The sequence below is a fragment of the Microbulbifer maximicatervae (SeqCode) genome, assembly GCF_052467225.1.
In genome coordinates, this window is record NZ_CP174303.1 from 3,028,742 (window position 1) to 3,042,836 (window position 14,095).

Here is a 14,095-nt window from a genome sequence, read left to right on the forward strand (position 1 = left end):
TGTCTAGTTAGGAAATATGATGGCTACTTTCAAGACTCACACGATTGAATCCGCTCCTGTTGCTGCTCAGCCTCTTCTTGCAGGCGCTAAGAAATCGATGGGCTTTGTGCCCAATCTATTCGCAACTATGTCAGAAGCCCCCGCATTACTTGAGGGTTATACGACCTTGGCGGGAATTTTCGATAAAACCAATCTTTCCGAGACAGAGCGCCAAATCATCTTAATGACAAACAACCGCCTGAACGGGTGTCGTTACTGTATGGCTGCTCACACATCCATTTCCCAAATGGCCGGTGTTGAAGCGGAAATTATTGAAGCATTGCGTAGTAACACACCGATTGCAGATGAAAAGCTTGAGGCATTACGTACATTTGCTGCGGTAGTGAATGAAAGCCGTGGCTGGCCGTCGGAGGAACAAGTTAGCGCTTTCCTTGCTGCTGGCTACACGCAGCAGAGCGTACTGGAAGTGGTTCTAGGTACCGCTTTAAAAGTTATGTCGAATTATACAAATCACATTGCCGAGACCGTCCTGGATAGTGCCTTTGCAGTTAATGAGTGGACTCCCGAAGGAGAGGCAGTGGCCTGATTTCTGGCCTGGGCTTGATTGGCCATCCAGCCCTCACTGAGGAGACATGGGGTGGCCATCAACAATTCGTAGCGGAGCCCGCAACTGTGTTGCGAATCGAAATTTGAATTTATTCGGCTTAAGTAACTGAGGTATACGAAATGACTCTTCAAGCTAGCAATATCACTGCATTAATCACAGGGGCAAATCGAGGTATCGGCAAGGCCATTACAAAGGGGCTATTGGATGCGGGCGCGGTTAAAGTGTATACCGCTGTTCGCGACCTAGCCTCGGTGAGGCAGCTCGCTCAAAAGTATGGTGAAAGGGTCGTCCCCATTGAATTTGATCTTTCACGTGAAGAAACCATTCAAAACGCTGTAAAGGTTGCCGGTGATGTCAATCTGGTTGTCTCTAATGCGGGCGTAGTGAAGCTATCGACACCCTTGGACGATGATGCTGTGGAGAGCTTCAAGTATCAAATGGAGGGCAATGTTTACCCACTGATAAACCTGGCCAAAGCGTTTGGCCCTGTTTTGAAATCTAATGGTGGGGGTGTCTTTGTCCAAATGAACTCACTGGCATCCATCAAAAATTTTCTCCCATTTACTGGTTACTCCGGCTCAAAGGCGGCTGCCTATGCAGTAACTCAGAGTTTGAGGGAGGCCTGGGTCGAGCAGGGGACTCAAGTTATCAGTGTTATTGCTGGTCCAATCAAGACGGATATGGCCGACTCCGCAGGCATGGGAGAGGGAGCCCCTCCAGCGAGCATCGTATTCGATGGCATTATGAAGGCACTAACAACGGGTGATTTTTTTGTTTATCCAGATGAGATGGCTCAAGAGGTCGCAAAAATTTACGCTCCCTTTGCCAAGAGCGTACTTGAGATCGAAAGCTAACTTAGAACCCAGGAGAGGATCGGGCAATGTTACTAGATACACCAGTATGTGATTTCGGATGGAAAGCCCCAGACTTTACCTTGAAAGACCCTGACGGCAAGAGCTTTCGAATGTCGGACCATCTGGGAAGCAAGGGGCTGTTGATTGCATTTATCTGCAATCACTGCCCCTATGTTCAGGCGATTGCAAATCGTTTAGCTGAGGATGTGCGAGAACTACAAGGGCTGGGCATTAATGTTCTGGCCGTTATGTCAAACGATTATCGCGATTACCAGATTGACAGTCCTCCTTATATGGCGAAGTTTGCCCGAGACCATGGGTTTACTTTCCCCTATTTGGTTGATGAAGATCAGTCCGTAGGGAGAGCTTACCAGGCGGTATGTACACCAGACTTCTTCGGGCTGAATAAGGATGGAGAGCTCCAATATCGAGGCCGAATCGATGATGCGGGAATGGGAAACCCGGCAGGCCGAACCAGGGAGCTGGTCAATGCAATGAAGTTGATCGCAGAGACTGGGGCAGGGCCGGAAAAGCAGCAGCCAAGTATGGGGTGCTCTATTAAATGGAGTGGTAACTATATCTGACATAGGTTGCTAGCTGACAGGGATGCTTTGGCGAACATAAAGCACACAAAAATATAAGAAAATACTTTAATGTGGTTAGTTAACCTATTGATTATAAAGAATTAATAAAAAGTTAATGTGGTTTGTTAAGTGGCGGGTGCCAGAAGTGTGACACCCGCTTTCTTGTTTACTCAGTAAGCTGGCGGGTCATGATGATGTGGTCAATGTTGTAACCATGCTTTGTAACTGCCAGGTCTAGTAGATAGTCTGTAATAGCTTCATCCAGCTGGGGAGTGCGGCTTAACAAGTAGAGGCTGGAGCGGTCTGGATCACCAACGAGTGACCACTGATAGCCGGGATCTAGCTCTAGTATCCAGTAGTCGCCGGCAGCTTTACCCTCAAAGAAGGTGATAGCGAGTTTACTGTTCGTCTCATCAATGGGGACTCCAGTGCCCTGAACACTGATCGGGAACCCATATTTTGGGTGTAAGATTCGACAAAAATTGAAAACGCTGATAGATCCATCATCATTGAGGCCGTAGTCCGCTGTTACCGCAGTACAAGCCGGCTGGAAAATTTGCGGTAGCCGGGCAATCTCATACCACTTGCCGAGATACTGATTCACATCGACATAGGGAACCGTTTCCAGTTCATCATCTGCCATAACGGCCTGGGTACTGAGTACAAACAGTACAATTCCTATACCTCTCAATAAGCTCTTCATTTCCTTGCTCCTTGTGTTCGCAGTTTTTTAGGCCGCCAGCTTCATAGCTGAGCGACAATCTCTTTACGGGGATGTAACTGGAACGGATTAACCAAGTTCTGTGTTTAATCTGAATTTCAAAAAAGTGTCACCTAGGTAAATGAGCTGAGGTCTTAGAGGTTGACAGAAGGCCAGCCTTTGCTAAGTGGTGATAGATAGGATTTGTTTGAGGCTGACCATGGCTAAAACGGTAGACGTAGACGTCCTGGTATTAGGGGGCGGAATTCAAGCGATTTCATTGTTGCGAGAGCTATCAACAGATTTTTCTGTGCTGGCAATAGACCAGGGGTTAGACGATGCCGAGTCGTTACACTTTCATGGCTATTTCTCCTCAGGTTGGAATGCGGCACACCCAAGTGCGGCAAAGGCTTACTTAAAGGCCGCACAGTTTTGGCGCACACAACTGGAGAGCGATGGTGTTGATAGCCACATAACAGATTTCTATGCCGCGCTTCCCCGAGAATTTTTAGATACTGTCGAGCCCAACTGGATTGCGGCGGGTATTCCAGTGGAAGAGGTGCCGATTCCAGCTCCACTGGTAACAACTAGCTTGCCGTCGCATCAGTGCTTTCGATTTGCTGATGACCTTATGTTTGACGGCGCTGAAGCCTATCGACGTTTTAGTGCTCCTGTTAGCGAGAAGCTGGTGAAAGGGAGTATCCGAAGGTTCGACAAAGATAGTGGTGGCGTGACTGAGGTCTCTGCCGATATCAATGGTAGCTCCCACCAAATACAACCCCAGTTGGTTCTCTCAGCATGCGGGGCGGGCAATGCAGCAATACTCGAAAGTCTTGGAGTGCCAGCTCAAGGAGTGCGGGATAGCCAAGTTGTTCGGCCCCTACATATGTTGCTGGCTAAGGGTGCTAATACCCCTCCAATCTCAGCCTTCCTGATGGACATGGTAGTGGCATATCACCCGCTGGAAAGTGGAGAGGGACTTTGGATACTCACCCTCAATCCAGAGCACCCCAGGTTTCGCTCTGGTGTGGTTGATATGAGGGTGGCCCCGCCCATAGAGAGGGCGTTAATCCGGGATACCCTGGATAGATTGGCAAATTGTATGACCGGGTTTGAGGATTGGGCAGCCGGCTGTCATTGGGGTGTTTACGCAGGTTGGAAAACTGACGCTCCAGGGCCGGATGGGGATGCTCTTGTGCAGTTAAACTATCCGCGTCCATACCACATCCACAGCTTTGATATAGCCAATTTCTTGGCGGTTTGGCCGAATCACTGGGGTCTCGCCGTGGAAGCTGCAAAGGAGGCCGGGAAATGGGTTCGCTCAAAAGCTAAGCCTCGGCATCCTCAATCTGAAGCGATAGGTAGCTTGCTGTCGCAGTCAGTTGATCATCAAACTATTTGTAATAAATGGCAAAGCGATGAATTGAAGTGGCACTCTTGGGCTGAGTTTGTCCAGAAAATGGGCCTGCCAATCAGGTGATTTGCTTAGTATTTCAGCGTTGAGCCATCAGTCTATGAGTCCAATAAGGCGATATTAACAACGTATTTCGCTTGCAAAGACATTTTTTTTCTGTATCTTAAATTGAAATGTAACCGGTTACATTCTGTTTCAGGCAGTGGAGTGCTACGAAAACCGCAGTCTGGAAACAGCGCGTCCGCTTACAAAACACGGAAAAAAAATAAGTAGGCTGTTTATTCAGCTGGTTCATTGAGTGGCCCGAGGGGATGGGGTTTGGTTAAAAAAATAAGAATGGGCATGGTTGGTGGTGGAGAGGGTGCTTTTATTGGTGCAATCCATCGAATGGCTGCAGCTCTCGACGGTGAGATAGAGCTAGTCGCCGGCTGCTTTAGTAGCGATTCCGAACGCAGTCGTAAAGCTGGTGAAAAGCTGGGGCTACACCCGGACAGGATTTACCAAAGCTATCAACAGATGTTCCAAGAGGAATCCCGTCGCAGCGCTGATGATCGAGTTGAATTTGTATCTGTAGTAACTCCCAACCATCTCCATTTACCCGTTTCTATTGCTGCGTTGCGGGCGGGATTCCATGTCCTCTCCGACAAGCCAGCCGCCTCCACTTTGGAAGAAACACTTGAGCTTAAAAAGGCAGTGGAGCAAAGCGGGCATCTTTATGGTTTGACCCACACTTATGCTGCTTACCCTCTGGTTATGCAAGCGAGAGCAATCCTGGGCAGGAGAGAGTTGGGGTCTATTCGACGAGTTACCGTTGCCTATCCGCAGGGGTGGCTGGCACTAGCCGGTGATTCCACGGGAAGTAAGCAGGCGAGTTGGCGAACAGATCCTGCACGTTCGGGAGAAAGTGGCTGCTTTGCGGATATAGGCACCCATGCTCATCATCTGGTGGAGTTTTTTACTGGCCAGCATATCTCTGAAGTCTGCGCAGACGTGCAAGCGGTAGTTGATGAAAGAGCGTTGGATGATGACGGTGCAGCGCTATTTAAATTAGATCAGGGCGCCCGAGGAACACTTACAGCCAGTCAAGTCTGTGGAGGAGAAGGGAACAACCTGAATATCAGCGTTTACTGTGAAGACGGTTCGCTGTTTTGGGAGCAGGAAGCCCCAAACCAATTGCAAGTAAAGCGCAGGGGGCAGCCTGTGGCGATTTGGAAAGCCGGTGCGGATTGTGAGTATCTGGATGGAGACGTCAGGTCTTTCTGCCGGACACCTCAAGGACACCCGGAGGGCTATATAGAGGCCTTCGCCAATATCTATCGCGATTTTGCTGGTCAAGTCCGAGGCCGCCGCGAGGGGGTAATTTCAAAGAACAGTCCTGCCGTTGGCAACATTGATGCAGGTGTTCGCGCGATGGCATTTGTGCGCGGTGTGCTGGAGAGCAGTCGCGCAAAATCCTCATGGGTTTCCCTGGCGCCTTATTGGAAGTGAGCGGCTAGGTCCAACCTCACAGAATTTAGGTATCTCTGGCAGGGTGGGCGTCCGGCAGCTAGTACGGCACAGGGAGGTGCCGGTGTCGGCCTGCGGCCAGTTACCTTTTGAAGAGTTTTCTCAAAAGGTGCAAACCAATCGCTTGGAAAGGGTTGGTTGCAGAATTAATAAGTACAGCAGTAAAAAGGATAACAATAAATGAAGGCACCCAGAATTCAGGGGCCCGGAATTTTTCTCGCCCAGTTTCTCCCATCGAGCGAACAGCCAGCTTCGCTTGAATCTATGGCTCGTTGGGCATCAGACCTGGGGTACAAAGGCATCCAGGTTCCCACTTGGGACAAGCGGATTTTCGACCTTGAGCTGGCCAGTAAAAGCCAAGCTTACTGTGATGATGTACTGGGAATCTGTGAGGAGGTTGGGGTACAGATTTCTGAATTGTCTACGCATTTGCAGGGGCAGTTGGTCGCAGCTCACCCAGCTTATAAGGAAATGCTGGATATTTTTTCTCCAGAGGCAGTACGCGGAAACTTGCAAGCCCGTGCAGAGTGGGCGAGCAATCAGTTAGTTCTTGCAGCTCGGGCTAGTGCCAACCTGAAGCTCAAATCCCATGCAACTTTCTCCGGCGCTTTACTCTGGCACACTTTTTATCCATGGCCCCAGCGCCCAGCGATGTTGGTTGAAGAAGGTTTTCGTGAACTGGCCCGTTTGTGGCGTCCGATATTGGATGCGTTTGACAGCGCGGGGGTCGATGTCTGCTATGAGCTGCACCCCGGTGAAGACCTGCATGATGGCTTGACCTTCGAGCGGTTTCTTTACGAGGTGGAAGATCACCCTAGAGCCAACATCTTGTATGACCCGAGCCATTTGCTCTTACAGCAAATGGATTACCTGGCCTTTATCGATATCTATCACGAGCGAATCAAGGCTTTCCATGTGAAAGATGCGGAGTTTCATCCGAGTGGAAGGGCTGGAGTATACGGCGGTTACGCCCCCTGGATTGACCGCCCCGGTCGCTTTCGCTCTCTGGGGGATGGTCAGGTAGATTTTCGTGGGATTTTTAGCCGACTGACCCAGTACGGTTACGATCGCTGGGCGGTATTGGAATGGGAGTGTTGCATTAAGGATCAACAGCAGGGGGCCAGCGAGGGTGCGCCATTTATTCGAGAGCACCTGATAACCGTGGCTGACAAAGCTTTTGATGATTTTGCCGGTGCTGAAACAGATCGCGCTAGAAATCGTCGGATTTTAGGGCTGGACTAATTTTTGCCAATCCCAGTGAACAACGAATAACAATAAATCATGCGGAGACTGGATAGATGAGTACACAGACAAAGGCTTTGCACAGGAACGTCTTCCTGGTAGGAAATCTGTCAATCTTTATGATTGGCCTTGGGTTTGCTGTGAGGGCTTCGATCGCCGGCAACTTACAGTCGGATATTTATGATCATATTGATCTTGCCAACTCCACCGCAATGGTTGGAGAAGCGCTTGGATTTACCTTTACAGGGTTTGCCCTAACCCTGCTATTTGGCAGCGCATTGGTAGACTTGGTCGGTATCAAGCGGATGTTAATGCTCTCATCAATAGGCTACGTGTTGGGCAGCCTGCTTATTATTGCAGCATCCTTGGTAACCCCCGGGGAGGGCGTTGAGAATCTGGTTCTTGCGGGGCTGTTACTTACCGGTTTGGGCTGGGGGGCAGTGGAGGCCGCCAGTAACCCAATGGTTGCAGCGGTTGATCCTGAAAATAAAACTCACCGCCTAAATGTACTACATGCCTGGTGGCCTGCCGGGATTGTGGTGGGCGGATTACTTGGGTTAGCCATTTCTGCGCTTGAACTTCCCTGGCAGTTGAACCTGATTGTTTTGGCCCTACCGGCTGTGGTCATGGCGTGGCTTGTGTCCAGAACAGAATTCCCGGTAACTGAACGGGTTTCTTATGGCATCAGTTATGGCGAGATGTTTAAAGAAATTTTCAGGCAGCCAATGTTTATCGTGCTATGGGTCTGTATGTGGCTAACCGCTGCAACAGAGCTGGCTCCAGGGCAGTGGGTTGACCTGACGCTCTCTCGAGTAGTCGGTATGAAGGGCATTCTCATTCTGGTTTATGTCAGCATGTTGATGTTTGTAATGCGCCACTTTGCCGGACGGCTGGCCAAAAAACTCTCTCCCATTGGGCTCTTGTGGCTCAGTAGTTTACTTGCAGCTGTTGGCCTCTATTGCTTAGGAATGGCGAGAACCCCGGTAACTGCATTCTTAGCGGCAACAGTTTGGGGCATCGGTGTCTGCTATATGTGGCCTACCATGCTCGCTACGGTATCCGAGCGTTTTGTACGCGGCGGCGCACTGTTTTTGGGGCTGCTGGGGTTTGCTGGGGGAATGTCTATTCAGTTCGTACTGCCGAAACTTGGAGAAATTTTCGACAACGCCAAGATTGAGGCTGCCGGTGGTTTGGAAGCCTTTGAAAAGTTAACGGGCGATGAGCTGGATGCTGTGTTGGCAACTGCCTCTATCGAATCATTCCAGTCACTAGCCGTGGTTCCCCTTATCTTGCTGCCGATTTTTGCGTTTATCTGGTTTTGGGATCGCAGGCAAGCAGCGAGCAAAGTGCAAGGTGTCACTGTAGTAGGCAACCAGTAGGCGTTTTCCATTTGTGCGAAAATAGTCGACTACTAACAACAAAGTAACGGAAAAGTATGTCAAACATTCGCGAAGTTGCACGTCGCTCCGGTGTTTCCGTCGCGACCGTGTCCAGAGCCCTGAAAGACCCGCAAATGGTTTCTCCGCGGACCAGGGAGCGGGTGCTGAAAGCGGTGGAAGAGGCCGGCTATCGGCCCAATATGTTGGCGAGAAACTTTAGTTCCGGCAAGTCATTTGCGGTGATGGTTCTGGTCCCAAATATCGCCAACCCATTTTTTTCCAAAGTTATCCGAGGGATAGAAAAGGCAGCTCAAGACCAGGGTTACTCCGTTTTACTGGGAGATACCAAGGGCGAACCAGCTCATGAACAGTTCTATGCGGGAATGGCACTGACGAATCAGGCAGATGGCCTTATTCAACTGGATAGCCGCTATCCATTTGCAGAGAAAGATGCAGCTTTAGCAGCGTCGATTCCAATGGTAAATGCGTGTGAGCGCATTGCTGAAGACGACCGCTATCCGGTTGTTGAACTGGATAATTCCGGCGCGGCGCAAGCCATGGCTCGCCATTTGATCGAGCTGGGTCACCGCCGGATCGGCATAGTGACCGGCCCGCTTAACAGTCCGATTGTGCGTGATCGCCTGGCCGGTTTTGAGGAGGAGATGCAACGGCACGGTCTTGAATTGAATTCTGACCTGGTTGTAAACGGAGAATTCACTATGCCGTCTGGTGCGGAGGGTGCAAAAAAACTGCTCTCTTTAGCCAGTGCGCCTACCGCCATTTTTTGTATGAATGATGAAATGGCTATTGGTGCTGTTCATCAAGCGAAGGAAATGGGTTTGCAGGTGCCTGCGGATGTGTCGGTGGCGGGCTTCGATAATATTGAGTTTTCGCAATTTACGGACCCTCCCTTGACAACAATTGACCAGCCCGCAGAGAAGCTGGGCAGATATGCGATGGAAACCTTGCGCCGCATTATTGATGGAAAACCGTTAAAAGCGAGCCGAACTATTTTGCCCTTTGATTTAGTGGCAAGGGGAAGTACTGCCCGCTATCAGGATTAATAAAGTACGGATGTAAAACCATCGCGGCGAACTGATTAGATAAACACCAATTCATGTGGAGATAACAACGATGAAAAAATTCACTGGGACAAAATTTTGCACGTCTTTACTGGCCTCTGCAGCACTACTAGTCACACTAGAGGGTTGTGAACGGATGCCGGAAAAGTCCGGTATACAAGCGGATAAGGACTGGAGGCATTTATTCGACGGTAAAACGTTGCAGGGTTGGACCGGTGCCAATGGCTCCCATGTAGGAGAGGCCTGGCAGGTCGTTGATGGCAACCTGGTACTCACTGCTGGTGGAGCGGGGGATATCGTCACTGCAGATAAGTTTTCTGATTTTGAGCTGGAACTGGAATGGAAGATATCTGAAGGCGGCAACAGCGGCATTATTTACCGGGTAGCTGGTGGCAATGCACCAGTCTGGATGTCAGGTATGGAATACCAAGTACTTGATAACAGTGCTTTTCCCGAACTGGAAAAACTGAGCCACAGCGCGGGATCAGTCTTCGACTTGTATGCACCCAGCGAAGATGAGGTAAAGCCGGCGGGAGAATTCAATAAAACGCGTATTCGAGTGGAGAATGGCCGGGTTGAACATTGGCTGAATGGAAGCATGATTGTCAGTTATGAACTTTGGTCTGAAGATTGGGATACACGTCTTGCCAACAGTAAGTTTTCCTCTTACCCCGATTTTGCCCGTAGTGAGAGTGGCTTTATTGCTTTACAAGACCACGGCGACAAAGTGTGGTACCGCAATATCAGAATTCGGGAGCTGTAAATCATGGGTATTTCAGGCGTGGGTATTTGGCAGGTACTTATTGTTCTTGTGTTAGCGGTTCTACTATTTGGTAGTGGCAAGATCCGCCGTCTGGGAGAAGACCTTGGAGGAGCGATTAGTGGTTTCCGCCGCTCATTGCATCAAAGCGATAAGGATGGCACTAGAGAAGATTCCCCAGGTAACTTGTCTGGCAATCTACTCCAAGCTGGGGAGCGGGAATGAAGCGTAGAGCTTTGCTACAGGTTGGTGCCGGCTTGGCTGCAGCTGCTTTTACCGCCCCCTTGTTTGGCAATAGTGGGCGAATCATTACCAATACCCCGGGTGGCCCTGTGAAAATTTCCCTGGCTCAATGGTCCCTGCATCGGCAATTGCGAAGTGGCGCTCTCAAGGTATTGGATTTCCCTATTAAGGCAAGAAAGGCATTTGCAATTGACGCGGTAGAGTATGTCAATCAGTTTTTTGCCGATAAGGCCAAGGATCAGAGTTTTCTTTCAGCGTTGAAATCGCGTGCAATAGATCACGGGGTTAAAAGCCTTTTGATTATGGTTGATGCAGAAGGTGATCTTGGCAACCCAAATGCTAGCGAAAGACAACAAGCGGTAGAAAATCATTTCCAGTGGGTTGAAGCGGCTAAATATTTGGGTTGCCACTCTATCAGGGTAAATGCTGGCGGACAGGGCAGTAGCAGGGAGGTCAGCTCTGCTTGTAGAGATGGGCTGCGAGCTCTCTCAGAGTTTGCCTTGGATTTCGACATCAATATTGTGGTGGAGAACCACGGTGGCTATTCCTCAAGCGGACTTTGGTTATCCCAGTTATTACAGTCAGTGGATATGCCGAACTGTGGAAGCTTGCCAGACTTTGGAAACTTTGGTGACTACGACCGCTACTTGGGAGTAGAGCAGTTGATGCCCTTTGCCCGCGGAATCAGTGCAAAGAGCTTTTCATTTGATAAGCAGGGAAATGAGACCAATACGGATTTTGCCCGGATGCTGCGGATAATTCAAAAGGCGGGTTACAAGGGGCATATTGGGATTGAGTATGAAGGCGCCGGCGGTGAAGACTGGGGAATCAATGCAACGAAAGAGCTTTTGCTGCGCTTGTCGCGACAGGGTGAACTCTTTAGCGAGTAAGCAATAATTATTTGGTTAAAAATGTAACCGGTTACTTGTGTTTTTTGATCAGAGTATTTAGTAATTTCTAGATTTGTTAAAAAAGTTTATAAAAATTAATATCTTTGGTTAAAAAAACATAAGTTAAACATTAGATGTAACGGATAAGTAAAAATTTTTTGACAAAAGATGTAACCGGTTACAGATTTATCTTGTAAGTTATTTAAAATTAAACGAGTAAAACAAAAATAATTGATGAAGTAGGAGAGAGGCGATGCCGAATGATGACTTCGAGAAGAAAGAGTATGACGCACTGATTGTTGGATCTGGTGCTGGCGGCGGTATGGCTGCCTATGTACTAGCCACTGCAGGGCTAAAGGTTCTACTGCTGGAGGCGGGGAGATCCTATGACCCGGTTAAGGAAACCCCAATGTTTAACCTCCCAAAAGATGCGCCTTTGCGTGGGGGGAGCACACCGGAAAAGCCATTCGGTTTCTATGATGCAACGGTTGACGGAGGTTGGCAGGTACCCGGCGAACCCTACACTCAGGGCTCCAGAGAAAGAGGCCGTCGTTTTGACTGGTGGCGTGCCCGTATGCTGGGTGGCCGTACGAACCATTGGGGACGTATTTCCCTGCGAATGGGTGAGTATGATTTTAAACCCTACTCAAGGGATGGACTCGGTTTTGATTGGCCGATCAGTTACAACGATCTCGCTCCCTACTACGATAAAACCGAGATGCTCATTGGTGTCTATGGCACCAACGAGGGGTTAGAGAATACTCCCGACTCTTCTGCGGGTGTGTTGCTGCCGCCCCCGAAGCCCCGTGCCTATGAACTCCTGGCCAAAAAAGCGTGCGATAGACTGGGGATCCCTGTAATTCCCTCTCACCTGGCTATTCTCAGTGAGCGCCTAGATCACGAAAATATTCCGCAGAAATTATTCCCGGACAATAAATTGGCTCAGGGCGTAACCCGGGAATCAATGAAATCTCGCGCAGCCTGTTTCTGGGCCACGCCCTGTGGGCGCGGTTGCTCAATTAAGGCGAATTTCCAGTCCACGACTGTACTACTGCCACCGGCATTAGCGACGGGCAACCTGGATATCATTACTGATGCCATGGTGCGTGAAGTTACCGTTGATAAAAAAGGTAAGGCAAACGGGGTTATTTATATTGATAAAGATACCCGCCAGGAAAGATTTGCCAGTGCCCGCGCTGTGATTGTTGCAGCCAGTGCGGCTGAAACTTCGCGCATTCTCCTTAATTCCAAAAGCACTTTATTCCCCGATGGTATCGCCAATGGCAGCGGTGCGGTAGGGAAATACCTGATGGATACAGTGGGAGCTGGTATCGGCGGGCAGATTCCCGCTTTGGAAAGTCTGCCTGCCCACAACGAGGACGGCGCATCGGCGATGCACATGTATATGCCCTGGTGGTTGTACAAGGAACAATTGCGTGGTGACCTGGATTTCGCCCGTGGTTACCACATTGAATTCGGCGGTGGTCGCAGTATGCCGGGTGCAGGTGCTTTCGGCGGTATGGGTGATTTTACCAGTGGTGCTTATGGCAAAGACTTGAAAGAAGCCTGCCGGCGTTACTACGGCTCCTTTGTGTGGTTTGACGGTCGCGGGGAAATGATTCCCAACGAGGACAGCTACTGTGAAATTGATAAGGACCAGGTAGATCAGTGGGGCATCCCTGTACTGAAGTTCCATTGGAAGTGGAGTGACCAGGAATTGAACCAGGCCGCTCACATGCACAAAACCTTTGCTGAAATCATTGAAGGTATGGGCGGTAAGGTCACCTCTACCGTGCAAACCGACGGTGCCAAGGCAATTATCAACGGCGGTGCGATTATTCACGAAGTCGGCACGGCGCGCATGGGCTCAAATCCGAAAGATTCCGTGCTCAATCCATACTGCCAGTCCTGGGAAGTACCGAATCTCTTCCTTACTGACGGCGCACCCTTTGTCTCCAATGCCGATAAGAATCCAACCCTGACCATTATGGCGCTGGCCTGGCGCACCTGCGACTACATCGTGGACCAGTTCAAGAAGAGGAATATCTGATATGAGCGAGGAAAAAACCAACCTGGGTCGGCGCAACGCCCTGCGTTTGATTGCTACCACCGCTGCTGCAGTTCCAGTCATTGGCTGTTCTGAGAAAGTAGCGCAAAAAGTTGTAGTGAAAGAGGAGGTGCCAGCGGCTGAACCGGCAGTAAAGAACCTGGACGCCCCGAAGCAGACTCTTGCCAGGGGCACGCCGACAGATCCGGATCTCCTTAATCCCGTTGTGCCTTGGGAGATGCAGCTTGAAACGAGTGAGTTGGCGGTATTGGCAGCACTTTGCGATGTAATTATTCCAGCAGATGAAACTTCTCCGAGTGCCTCTTCAGTAGGTGCCCATCACTACATCAACGAATATGTCAGCGCCCCATATTCCAATAATAAAGCGGATCTTGTCACGATTCGGGGAGGAGTTGTTTGGCTGGAGGGTGAGTCCAAGCGCAGATTTGGAGGTTCCTTTGTCGATCTGAATGAGCCTCAAAAAGTAGCCATCTGTGAGGATATCAAGTGGACTCGCACGGCAAAGCCAGAGTTCCAGGCTGGTGCTCGTTTCTTTGCCAAAGTTCGAGTTCTCGTGTCCACCGCTTTCTATACCACCGAGGAAGGTATGGCGGATATTGGTTATGTGGGTAACCGACCAATGGCGAGTTTCCCTGGAGCGCCCCCTGAAGTTCTCAAGCGACTTGGCTTGGATAGCTAAAAACGCTTTTTGCTTTAGCGCTATACGCACATATAAAAATATCGAGGCAGAATTGGATCGATAAGAGTAGGGCATATTCCGGTGGCC

At 49.8% G+C, this 14,095-nt stretch carries 14 protein-coding genes; 13 read left to right on the top strand and 1 reads right to left on the bottom strand.

The window, feature by feature from the left end; all coding sequences use genetic code 11:
• Window positions 1–19: 19 nt before the first annotated feature.
• The 3 genes from ACJJIZ_RS13345 to ACJJIZ_RS13355 all read left to right on the top strand — a co-directional run bounded on the left by ACJJIZ_RS13345 (window position 20) and on the right by ACJJIZ_RS13355 (window position 2,045).
• Window positions 20–586, top strand: a complete 567-nt coding sequence (locus ACJJIZ_RS13345) for a carboxymuconolactone decarboxylase family protein (RefSeq protein WP_444913717.1) — start codon at window positions 20–22, stop codon at window positions 584–586.
• Between the two features lie 140 nt (window positions 587–726).
• A complete protein-coding gene (locus tag ACJJIZ_RS13350) occupies window positions 727–1,461 on the top strand; it encodes an SDR family oxidoreductase (protein ID WP_444913718.1) in 735 nt (244 codons plus the stop codon).
• A 26-nt stretch (window positions 1,462–1,487) separates the two neighbouring features.
• Window positions 1,488–2,045 carry a thioredoxin family protein gene (locus tag ACJJIZ_RS13355; RefSeq protein WP_444913009.1) on the top strand — a complete coding sequence of 186 codons (558 nt, stop codon included), beginning with the start codon at window positions 1,488–1,490 and terminating at the stop codon, window positions 2,043–2,045.
• A 166-nt stretch (window positions 2,046–2,211) separates the two neighbouring features.
• Here ACJJIZ_RS13355 and ACJJIZ_RS13360 read toward each other — a convergent pair whose 3' ends face one another.
• The gene (locus ACJJIZ_RS13360; protein WP_444913010.1) at window positions 2,212–2,748 is read right to left on the bottom strand and encodes a lipocalin family protein; all 537 of its coding nucleotides are present in this window, start codon (window positions 2,746–2,748) and stop codon (window positions 2,212–2,214) included.
• 217 nt (window positions 2,749–2,965) lie between these two features.
• On the opposite strand from ACJJIZ_RS13360, the gene ACJJIZ_RS13365 reads away from it, so the two are divergent.
• The 10 genes from ACJJIZ_RS13365 (at window position 2,966) to ACJJIZ_RS13410 (ending at window position 14,008) form a co-directional block, all read left to right on the top strand.
• The gene (locus ACJJIZ_RS13365) at window positions 2,966–4,225 is read left to right on the top strand and encodes an FAD-dependent oxidoreductase (RefSeq protein WP_444913719.1); all 1,260 of its coding nucleotides are present in this window, start codon (window positions 2,966–2,968) and stop codon (window positions 4,223–4,225) included.
• 252 nt (window positions 4,226–4,477) lie between these two features.
• Window positions 4,478–5,647 (top strand): Gfo/Idh/MocA family protein, encoded by a 1,170-nt coding sequence (locus ACJJIZ_RS13370; RefSeq protein WP_444913720.1) that lies wholly within the window; start codon window positions 4,478–4,480, stop codon window positions 5,645–5,647.
• Between the two features lie 198 nt (window positions 5,648–5,845).
• Complete coding sequence (locus tag ACJJIZ_RS13375) at window positions 5,846–6,907, top strand: sugar phosphate isomerase/epimerase family protein (protein ID WP_444913721.1); 1,062 nt, start codon at window positions 5,846–5,848, stop codon at window positions 6,905–6,907.
• A 56-nt stretch (window positions 6,908–6,963) separates the two neighbouring features.
• On the top strand, window positions 6,964–8,286 hold the full coding sequence (locus ACJJIZ_RS13380) for an MFS transporter (RefSeq protein WP_444913722.1): 1,323 nt from the start codon (window positions 6,964–6,966) through the stop codon (window positions 8,284–8,286).
• Window positions 8,287–8,342: 56 nt separating this feature from the next.
• Entirely contained in the window at window positions 8,343–9,350 is a 1,008-nt protein-coding gene (locus ACJJIZ_RS13385; protein WP_444897240.1) for a LacI family DNA-binding transcriptional regulator, read from the top strand.
• A gap of 70 nt (window positions 9,351–9,420) precedes the next feature.
• Window positions 9,421–10,131, top strand: a complete 711-nt coding sequence (locus tag ACJJIZ_RS13390; RefSeq protein ID WP_444913723.1) for a 3-keto-disaccharide hydrolase — start codon at window positions 9,421–9,423, stop codon at window positions 10,129–10,131.
• 3 nt (window positions 10,132–10,134) lie between these two features.
• Window positions 10,135–10,353, top strand: coding sequence for a twin-arginine translocase TatA/TatE family subunit (locus tag ACJJIZ_RS13395; RefSeq protein ID WP_108733294.1), 219 nt, complete (start codon window positions 10,135–10,137; stop codon window positions 10,351–10,353).
• Window positions 10,350–11,261: a sugar phosphate isomerase/epimerase family protein gene (locus ACJJIZ_RS13400; RefSeq protein ID WP_444913724.1), complete on the top strand. Its 912-nt coding sequence runs from the start codon at window positions 10,350–10,352 to the stop codon at window positions 11,259–11,261. The genes ACJJIZ_RS13395 and ACJJIZ_RS13400 overlap by 4 nt, the downstream gene beginning before the upstream one ends.
• Window positions 11,262–11,514: 253 nt before the next feature.
• A complete protein-coding gene (locus ACJJIZ_RS13405; RefSeq protein WP_444913725.1) occupies window positions 11,515–13,311 on the top strand; it encodes a GMC family oxidoreductase in 1,797 nt (598 codons plus the stop codon).
• 1 nt (window position 13,312) lies between these two features.
• On the top strand, window positions 13,313–14,008 hold the full coding sequence (locus tag ACJJIZ_RS13410) for a gluconate 2-dehydrogenase subunit 3 family protein (RefSeq protein ID WP_444913726.1): 696 nt from the start codon (window positions 13,313–13,315) through the stop codon (window positions 14,006–14,008).
• Window positions 14,009–14,095: the final 87 nt, after the last annotated feature.

Excerpts from the sequence above, each read along its gene's own strand:
- ACJJIZ_RS13345 (WP_444913717.1), top strand. The coding sequence starts at position 20 with ATGGCTACTTTCAAGACTCACACGATTGAATCCGCTCCTGTTGCTGCT.
- ACJJIZ_RS13350 (WP_444913718.1), top strand. The coding sequence starts at position 727 with ATGACTCTTCAAGCTAGCAATATCACTGCATTAATCACAGGGGCAAAT.
- ACJJIZ_RS13355 (WP_444913009.1), top strand. The coding sequence starts at position 1,488 with ATGTTACTAGATACACCAGTATGTGATTTCGGATGGAAAGCCCCAGAC.
- ACJJIZ_RS13360 (WP_444913010.1), bottom strand. The coding sequence starts at position 2,748 with ATGAAGAGCTTATTGAGAGGTATAGGAATTGTACTGTTTGTACTCAGT.
- ACJJIZ_RS13365 (WP_444913719.1), top strand. The coding sequence starts at position 2,966 with ATGGCTAAAACGGTAGACGTAGACGTCCTGGTATTAGGGGGCGGAATT.
- ACJJIZ_RS13375 (WP_444913721.1), top strand. The coding sequence starts at position 5,846 with ATGAAGGCACCCAGAATTCAGGGGCCCGGAATTTTTCTCGCCCAGTTT.
- ACJJIZ_RS13380 (WP_444913722.1), top strand. The coding sequence starts at position 6,964 with ATGAGTACACAGACAAAGGCTTTGCACAGGAACGTCTTCCTGGTAGGA.
- ACJJIZ_RS13385 (WP_444897240.1), top strand. The coding sequence starts at position 8,343 with ATGTCAAACATTCGCGAAGTTGCACGTCGCTCCGGTGTTTCCGTCGCG.
- ACJJIZ_RS13390 (WP_444913723.1), top strand. The coding sequence starts at position 9,421 with ATGAAAAAATTCACTGGGACAAAATTTTGCACGTCTTTACTGGCCTCT.
- ACJJIZ_RS13395 (WP_108733294.1), top strand. The coding sequence starts at position 10,135 with ATGGGTATTTCAGGCGTGGGTATTTGGCAGGTACTTATTGTTCTTGTG.
- ACJJIZ_RS13400 (WP_444913724.1), top strand. The coding sequence starts at position 10,350 with ATGAAGCGTAGAGCTTTGCTACAGGTTGGTGCCGGCTTGGCTGCAGCT.
- ACJJIZ_RS13405 (WP_444913725.1), top strand. The coding sequence starts at position 11,515 with ATGCCGAATGATGACTTCGAGAAGAAAGAGTATGACGCACTGATTGTT.
- ACJJIZ_RS13410 (WP_444913726.1), top strand. The coding sequence starts at position 13,313 with ATGAGCGAGGAAAAAACCAACCTGGGTCGGCGCAACGCCCTGCGTTTG.